The sequence below is a fragment of the Sphingomonas sp. ABOLH genome (assembly GCF_003951715.1).
Lineage (GTDB): Bacteria > Pseudomonadota > Alphaproteobacteria > Sphingomonadales > Sphingomonadaceae > Sphingomonas > Sphingomonas hankookensis_A.
The window spans coordinates 19,417-27,617 of record NZ_QQWV01000049.1 but is presented as its reverse complement, the minus strand read 5'-3'; the positions used below and the strand labels follow the sequence as shown (position 1 = coordinate 27,617).

General features: G+C 62.4%; 7 protein-coding genes. All 7 read left to right on the top strand.

Going from position 1 to position 8,201, the window contains the following annotated elements:
• The first annotated feature begins 475 nt into the window (after positions 1 to 475).
• Positions 476 to 1,825, top strand: coding sequence for a DNA (cytosine-5-)-methyltransferase (gene dcm / locus CA237_RS16855; RefSeq protein ID WP_241215526.1), 1,350 nt, complete (start codon positions 476 to 478; stop codon positions 1,823 to 1,825).
• Entirely contained in the window at positions 1,818 to 2,291 is a 474-nt protein-coding gene (locus CA237_RS16850) for a very short patch repair endonuclease (protein ID WP_066693068.1), read from the top strand. Before dcm ends, CA237_RS16850 begins: the two co-directional genes overlap by 8 nt.
• Positions 2,288 to 3,649 (top strand): type II restriction endonuclease, encoded by a 1,362-nt coding sequence (locus CA237_RS16845; RefSeq protein WP_066693061.1) that lies wholly within the window; start codon positions 2,288 to 2,290, stop codon positions 3,647 to 3,649. Before CA237_RS16850 ends, CA237_RS16845 begins: the two co-directional genes overlap by 4 nt.
• Positions 3,646 to 3,939, top strand: a complete 294-nt coding sequence (locus CA237_RS20205) for a glutathione S-transferase N-terminal domain-containing protein (protein WP_332307357.1) — start codon at positions 3,646 to 3,648, stop codon at positions 3,937 to 3,939. Before CA237_RS16845 ends, CA237_RS20205 begins: the two co-directional genes overlap by 4 nt.
• A complete protein-coding gene (locus CA237_RS20200) occupies positions 3,899 to 4,264 on the top strand; it encodes a hypothetical protein (RefSeq protein ID WP_332307356.1) in 366 nt (121 codons plus the stop codon). The genes CA237_RS20205 and CA237_RS20200 overlap by 41 nt, the downstream gene beginning before the upstream one ends.
• 359 nt (positions 4,265 to 4,623) lie before the next feature.
• Positions 4,624 to 6,360, top strand: coding sequence for a hypothetical protein (locus tag CA237_RS16835; RefSeq protein ID WP_066693058.1), 1,737 nt, complete (start codon positions 4,624 to 4,626; stop codon positions 6,358 to 6,360).
• Complete coding sequence (locus tag CA237_RS16830; protein ID WP_126014914.1) at positions 6,357 to 8,156, top strand: chemotaxis protein; 1,800 nt, start codon at positions 6,357 to 6,359, stop codon at positions 8,154 to 8,156. The genes CA237_RS16835 and CA237_RS16830 overlap by 4 nt, the downstream gene beginning before the upstream one ends.
• Positions 8,157 to 8,201: the final 45 nt, after the last annotated feature.

Below are 8,201 nucleotides of genomic sequence, written 5' to 3'. Positions count from 1 at the left end.
CCGTTGCAAGCCCGCACCCTCTGGGTGATCCATGAAACGCGCCCCTCGCAGCCTTCAACACCATGTTTTATATAGGAAATATAATGGTCAGGACAGCGAAATCAGCGCCTTACTTGGGAAATGTGGGGTAAGGACGCTGGGGTGCCGATCGACGCGGCGACCGACCTGTCTAGTATCGCTACGGCGCCGCAGAAACTTGACTGATTGAATGGCAACCCTTGGCTCGGTCGTCATAAACCTTCCAACTGCTCATGCGCACTGATGGGTCCCGACTTCTTGTCCCGTAGGACCCAAAAGCGGTTTGAATCGCCCCGGGTTTTTTTGGGGACTCCAAGTCCTGATAAGATGGAGCCATGACGAGCAAGGCGACGAACATATTTGCGCCCGAGGTTCGCGAGTGAGGTAAGCGGATGGTCCCCGATCACGGGCAGGATCATCCGTCCGCGTTGCAGGTGTCCCGGTCCAACTGGAGAAAATGAGTTCGTCTGGATCATGGGGAACATTGACAGAACAAACTTGCCTGCTGGGTGACGTTGCGCCATGGTGTCGCAAATCGACACAGGGAACAGGCATGCACAGGCTACGATCGACACACAGCGAGTTTGGCGCACTAATCGCGCGTGCGGGGCTGACGCGCGCCGAGGCGGCAGCGCTGATCTCGGTAACGCCACGCACGATCGAACGCTACCTGTCAGGCGACGCAAAGCCGTCGCGGCTGGCAGTCCGCGTACTTGAGGACGCGGCGCGACGTGCATCGGCACCTCCGCGTCCGGTGTCGTTCCGGTTTATCGACTTGTTTGCCGGGATTGGCGGTTTGCGGATCGGCTTTCAGGGGATCGGCGGGCATTGCGTGTTCACCTCGGAGTGGGATCGTCATGCGCAGGATACGTATGCGCTGAATTTCCGCGACAACCATCCGCTGGCGGGCGACATCCGTGACTATGCCGATGATCCCTCGCTGATCCCCGAGCACGACCTGCTGCTGGGTGGCTTCCCGTGCCAGCCCTTCTCGATCGCAGGCGTGTCAAAGAAGAATGCACTGGGGCGACCTCACGGCTTCCTATGCGACACTCAAGGCACGCTGTTCTTCGATACCGCGCAAATTATCGCGCACCACCGCCCGGTGGCGTTCGTGCTCGAGAACGTCAAGAACCTCGAGCGGCATGACAAGGGCCGCACCTTTGCGACCATCATGAACGTGCTCCGCAACGAGCTCGGTTATCATGTGCAGGCGCGGGTCATCAGTTCTGAGCACTGGGTGCCGCAGCGCCGCGAGCGCGTCTTTATCGTCGGCTTTCGCGAGCCGACCAGCTTCGATCTGGCGGGGCTGCAGCTGCCGCAGGGTGGTCCGAAGCTGGGCAGCATCCTCGAGCGGCATGAGGACGTCGATCCGAAGTACACGCTGACCGAGCGGCTGTGGGAATATCTGCAGGGGTACAAGGCCAAGCATGCCCTGAAGGGCAATGGTTTTGGCTACAGTCTGTTCGGTCCCGACGATGTCACCCGCACGCTGTCGGCCCGTTATCACAAGGATGGCTCGGAGATCCTGATCGACCAGCCGGGCAAGCGCCCGCGCCGTCTCACCCCGCTGGAATGTGCGCGGCTGATGGGCTTCGATCACGGCGACCGGCGCTGGAAGATCGAGGTCTCGGACACACAGGCCTATCGCCAGTTCGGCAATGCGGTCGTAGCTCCAGTGGTCGAGTTCCTTGCCGATGCAATGCGTCCGCATCTGGAGGCTGCGATCGTCAACACGCAGGATCGCTCTGCGGCGTCGGTGACGATCACGCGTCCCGACCGGGAACCCGTTGCCGCCCATGGCTGACGTCGTTCCGGCTGATGTGCGCAGCCGGATGATGGCAGGCATCCGCAGCACCAACACAAAACCCGAGCTTCTGCTGCGCCGCGGGCTGCATGCCCGCGGACTGCGCTTCCGGCTGCACGATCGCAGCCTGCCAGGCACGCCCGATCTGGTGTTTTCACGCTGGCGCGCGGTGGTACAGGCGCATGGCTGTTTCTGGCATGGCCATGACTGCCACCTTTTCAAGTGGCCCAAAACCCGTGAAGAGTTCTGGCGCGCGAAGATCGCGCGCAACCGCACGGTTGATGCGCGCGCCGAAGCTGCGTTGCATGATGCCGGCTGGCGCGTCGCTGTCGTATGGGAATGTGCGCTGAAGGGTCGCACGCGGCGCGATCATGGCGATGTGCTCAATACACTGGCGACATGGATCCGCAGCAAGGATACGGTCATCGAGATCCGTGGGCTGGACGCCATGCTGGAGGAACGGTGACTACGCAGATCGACATGTTTGACGATGGTGACAATGGCGGCGCGATGTTGCTGGTCGAGCTGCTGCGCTCGGCCAGCCTCGTGCTGGTCAAGAAGCTGTCGAACAACGACCGCGATTGGGCGCAGTTTCCCAACAAGCATCAGGGCGGGGTCTATATCCCCCCAGCGCAGCGCGAGAGCGGGTTCTTCCCGCAGCTGGTCGAAAAGGCCCGCGCTGATGGCGAAGCCACGATCCGCGAGTGCTTCTTTCGCACCGAATGGCCACAGGTCGATATGGTGCGCGAGAAGACCCGGCTGGTGCATTACACCAGCAAAGGCGCCGAGACCCACATGACAGGCGTCCCGAAGCCGGCTTTCGCTACGCTGTCGCCGGCCTCGTTCCTCGTCATGGGGCGCTATGTCACTGAGGGGGTGTCGATCTACCGCTGCCTGACGATCGATTCCGCCTCAGCTGACGCGCTGCTGCTCATTGATACGCTGAGCCTGCCGGCCGACTTCGTCTCCGGCATCTTTGAGCCGGCAGCGGCGCTGGCGGCCGAGCGCGACGCGATCCTCGACTTTGCAGGTCGCGCGATTGAGGCATGGCTGGCAGGCGAGATCGCCGCCTTTGCCGACGGCAATGCCGCCCTGCCTTCCACTGTCGTGCTCGCCCGCATGGCACGCGACAGGTATCTTGCCGACCATGGCCTTACCACGCTCGATCCGTGGGCGATTGAGCGCCCCGGCGACGCGGTGCGCGAGATCAGCCGCACGATCGAGTGGGAGCTGTTCCGCGAGTTCCAGCGCCGCGAGCGCGCGATCATGCTGGTGCGCACGATCCTTGGCGACACCCCGTCCGACGTCACCGCCGCCGGCATCATCCGCAGCGTCATCGACAATATCGGCGAGGTCGACCGGCTGATGCTGTCGGCCAGCCAGCAGCGCAAGTCGCGTGCGGGCTATTCGTTCGAGCACCAGATCGAGGCAATGCTCGCCGCCGGCGCCGTGCCGTTCGAGAAGCAGGTGGTGATGGACGCAAGGAAGCGCCCGGACTTCATTCTTCCCTCGCTTGTGCGCTTCACCACACCGGCACCCGGTGCCACCAACGGCCTCATCCTGAGTGCCAAGACGACGCTGCGCGAGCGCTGGAAGCAGGTTCAGCGCGAGATGGCCGGCGGCGACCTGTTCTTGGCCACCGTCGACGAGTCGATCGCTGCCAATGCGATCGAGGACATGGCCTCGCTCGGGATCGTGCTGGTAGTGCCCGAGACACTGCGCGAGTCACGCAGCACCGAGTATGTCCGCCACGCCAATGTGATCGGGTTTGACGAGTTCTTTCACGAAGAGCTGCGCGGGCGGCGCATGACGGGATGGGCATGAGGGGTGGGGATACCGCCACAAGTGCGAACAGCCTTCCCCTGCTCTATTCGTTCCGGCGTTGTCCCTATGCGATTCGCGCGCGGCTTGCCCTGCTGGCGAGCGGCACGGCTTGCATCATCCGCGAGATCAGACTCTCCGCGAAGCCCGCCGAGCTGCTCGCTGTGTCGCCGAAGGCGACCGTGCCGGTGCTGTCCGATGGGAGCGTGCTCGACCAGAGCCTCGACATCATGCGCAAAGTGCTTGCACGCCATGATCCGGCAGGCAGGCTGGCTGGACCGTACCGACGGTGATCTGATCGCCGCCGATGATGTCTCGTTTAAGCATAACCTTGACTGTGCAAAATGCCCTGACCGTCACGACAGCGAACCGGCACCACACCGCGCCGCATGTCTTAAGCTGTCGCGCCCGCTTGAGGAGCGCCTGTCCGCTAACCGCTGTCCTTGCGGTGATGCCATGGGCCTTGCCGACGCAGCCATTCTGCCCTTCGTGCGGCAATTCGCTGTGATCAATCGCTGCTGGTTTGACACCCAGCCTCTGTCGCTCACCGGCACTTGGCTGAATGAGATGGTCAGCTCCGCCCTGTTCGACGCTGCAATGGTCCGTTTGCCACCATGACGAGGCGGAGATCCTGAAACATTGTTCCCGCTGGTAAAGGGTCTCCGAGATGGGCCGATGTGTGAGGTCGAGGGATCCGGCAGCAGGTAGATACCTGATCAGAAAGACCCAAACTCGGCCTTTCAGGCCGTCATCTTCGCTCCCCGGCTCCTGCCATTCATTAATGTTCTGAATCGGGTTCGAAGGCCTAGATGTTGCCGATGCTAATATGGCGAGATTTGGGACTTTCCTGCCATTCTGTTCCAGCGTGTTCAACGACAGCTTTTACCAAACCTAGACATTCGCGATGGCTTGAGCACTGCTAGATACTGGATATAAGGACCGCGGACCGACCTAAGCGTCCGCCGATTGGGGGACGATTGAGCGACCGGGACGATATCATCGCAGCAGCGAATGCGGGCGCGCTGCCCGAGATGTTCGTCGAACGGCTAAGCCGTCACCGCACTGACGAGCTCGGCAAGGCTTTCCGCGCGGCCCTAGCCAAACTCCACAACGACGGCACGATCGATGTGCTGGAACCTGCGCGGCAGATCGCGACATCACCGATCAACCAGCACGACTTCTTCACGGTGATGCACGTCTATAGCGATCTGATCCCGGCGCTCGACGCCAGCGTCCCGGACATGCTCGCCGCCGTCAAAGCCCTGTCGACGCGCGCCGGCGAAGATCTCGCCTCGGGCATGGCCAATGGCGGCTATCGGACCTGGGCCGAACAGGGCAGCCGCGCTCGCGACACGTTCGAGACAATCAACCCCGAGGATGGTGACGACAGCGCCTATGTCTTCTTGGCGTTGCAGGCGCTGGCCAAGACGGAGCCCGATGCGGCGCTCGACCGCGCGATCCTCTATGTCGGCCGCAATGCAGGTCCGGCGCAGTCGGCCGCGGCCAAGGCGATCGGCACGTTCGATCTTACTGATCCCGACCGCCGTACCCGCGCTACCGACGCGCTCGCCGCCCATGCAGCGAGCGCCGACGACAACAGCCTCGGTCATATCCTCGCGGCAATCTGTAAAATCGCCAAAGCTCATCCCGACACCCACACAAAGGCCGCGGCGCTGATCGACGCCAATATCGAACGCACCGGAGACCATGCGATCCACCAGCTGTCGCTCGAACTGATGTTCCATGCCGACGAGCTACCGCCGGCAATCGTAAAGCCTCTGACCGCGATCATGCACCGTGTTCCGATCGGCAATCGCGGCATAATCCGCCACATTGGCGCGGCGGCGGGCAAGCTCGCCGACAAGAACCGCCTCAACGAAGCGCTGGCGCTGATCACGCCGTTGCTCTCACAGCATGAGGAGCTGACCTCCCTCGAGCCGCTCGGCAGCCTCAACTATCATCTGCTGCAGTTACCGCCCGACGAACTCGCTCAAACCATCATCATCTGGCTGCTAGCGTGCGACCCCAATCTTGGCCGCGCTACCATGGCGCTGGTCGGCGACCATCATGGCGATACGCCGCTTATCCTCGATCCTCGCTCCGCAGCCGCCAGCCTCGACGACCCCGAGCGGCTGCTGCTTGCCCACCGAGCGATCGGCTGGCTGTTCGTCCATCCGGTCACTGCCGCGTCGCTGGTGGTCGGCCTGCTCAACGGCGCCGGCGACGCTGCGCAGCGCACGATCGCCGAACTGCTGTTCGATCCGCTGCTGATTAACTTCTCGGGGTCGGTTGGCGACTGGATCGCCGAACAGGCCAAGGCTCCGGGTCATTCATCACAAGCCATCCTCAACGATCTCGTCACGCGGCTCGAGACTTATATCGAGGGGCTGCGCAAGCCTGGCCGGATCAAGGAACTGCGCCCATCCGAGCGCGAACGGCTGATCGAGAACCACCGCCAGCATGAGTCGATGCGCCAAGCCTATAAGGCATCGGAGAAAACCTCGATCCTCGCGTCGCTCGCAACGCGGCAGGTGCTGCTCTACGGCACGCGCTCGATCAGCTATTTCAAGGGAATGGGCGGCAAGCAGCAGCGCAGCGAGATTAAGATGCACAGCTTCAGCCACAGCATCGAATCGCCACGCCTCAACATCCTCGAGCCGTTCGACCTCGACTATATGCTGCGCGTGTTTCGCGCGATGAGAACCGCGCCATGAAACTCGTCATTCGGGAATATCTGGCGTCGCTGAAGGAGCGCGACGAACTCGACGCGGTTCTACCCGACCTACTGACCGAACTGGGCTTCACGGTCTATTCGCGGCCGGCGCGTGGCACGCGCCAATATGGCGTCGATGTCGCCGCGGTCGGCTCCGGCCAGGATGGCATCCGGCGCGTGCATCTGTTCTCGGTCAAGTCGGGCGACCTCGACCGCAACGAATGGAATACGGCGAGTCCACAAAGTCTTAGGCCGTCACTCGACGAGATCCTCGATCATTATATCGCGAGCCGCATCCCGCCGGAATATGCGAGCCTCCCTATCGCGATCTGCCTAACCTTCGGCGGTGCGATCGACGAGCAGGTCCGCGCTGAAGTTACGGGTTATATGACCCGCAACACCACGCCCAAGATCACCTTCGAGGAGTGGAACGGCGATCGGCTGGCAAAGGTCATTATCAATGGCATATTGCGCGAAGAGCTCCTCCCAGCACAGCAGCGCAGTCATTTGCGCAAGGCCGTGGCGATGGTCGAAGAACCCGACATCGCGCTCGACCACTTCCAGACGCTTTTGCGCGCAATTGCCGACCAGCCCGCCACAACGCCCGCAGCCCGGCTCAGTCAGGCACGGCTGATCAACATTTGTCTATGGATCATGTTCGTCTGGGCGCGCGAGGCCGACAATGTCGAGGCGCCCTACCGGGCCAGCGAGCTAGCCTTGCTCGAGGTGTGGCAGCTGCTGAAAACTGACATTGCTAGGACCTCGAGATCCGGCGAGGCCGCCAGCCTCGTGCTCAACGAACTGGCTGAGCTCCATTTCACGATCTGGCGTGCGCTGTTCGAGGACAAGATCCTACCGGCGGCCGAGATCCGTCACGCGATCTCAACCGCGGTCGAAAGCCACGCCGCACTCGACATCAACCTAAAGCTGTTCGATCTCGTCGGCCGGCTTGCGCTGCGCGGGCTGTGGCTGGTCTGGCAATTGTCGCCGGCAAGCGGCCCCGTTGTTCTGACCAACGACTATCTCAACACGCTCCCGGCCCTCGTCAGCGACACCACCCGGGCGACCGTCAATCAGATCGACCGGCTGATCGAGGCCATGATGGCGATAGTCAGCAACAATCGCGCGCTTCTCTCGCCGATCGGTGACTGGCAGGCGATCGACATTGGTATCGCTTTCACCTTGCTCGCCTGCCGTCCCGGCGCGCATGGCGCGATTGATCAATGGGCCGATGAACTTGCCAAGCACTCGATGTTCGCGTTCAAAGCGCATGGCCGTTACCCGATCACCAGCCGCTCCTACTGGGATCTGGTTGATCATCCGTCCGAGCACAGTGACGAGTATCGCACCGCCTCGACCGAGGGCAGCATTCTCTATCCGTTGCTAGCGCTGTGGGCGGCGGCCAGAGGCGAGCAGGCGCTATTCGACGAGATCGCAAAGTTCAGCGAAGACGGCCTTGCACATTGCACGTTCCAGACTTGGTTTCCCGACGCGGATAGCGAGGACAATCTTTATCTCAACCGCGACAGCCACGGGGCGTCGCTAGCCGGCATTCCAGTTACCGAAGGCACGCGAGACGCGCTCGATTTCATTCTCGCCGAAGCGAAGACCAACAAACATTATGACCAGCTCACGGCGGTGAAGCTCGGCCATTGGCCGATCGTGCTGACCGCATGCCGCGCATATCGCCTGCCAGTACCGCCGCAAGTCTGGCGCGACCTGCTGCCACATGTCAGCCGGCCAGCCAGGGGGCCGGTCCCGCCGCCAGATGACGGCACGCCTGAGCCACACGCATGAGCCACCAGACGCTGGCCCCGGAGACGCGCGCTAGACGCGGTCACC

What these genes read in the sequence shown, in the direction of transcription:
- CA237_RS16830 (WP_126014914.1), top strand. Translation starts at nt 6,357, where the DNA reads ATGAAACTCGTCATTCGGGAATATCTGGCGTCGCTGAAGGAGCGCGAC.
- CA237_RS20200 (WP_332307356.1), top strand. Translation starts at nt 3,899, where the DNA reads ATGATCCGGCAGGCAGGCTGGCTGGACCGTACCGACGGTGATCTGATC.
- CA237_RS16850 (WP_066693068.1), top strand. Translation starts at nt 1,818, where the DNA reads ATGGCTGACGTCGTTCCGGCTGATGTGCGCAGCCGGATGATGGCAGGC.
- dcm (WP_241215526.1), top strand. Translation starts at nt 476, where the DNA reads ATGAGTTCGTCTGGATCATGGGGAACATTGACAGAACAAACTTGCCTG.
- CA237_RS20205 (WP_332307357.1), top strand. Translation starts at nt 3,646, where the DNA reads ATGAGGGGTGGGGATACCGCCACAAGTGCGAACAGCCTTCCCCTGCTC.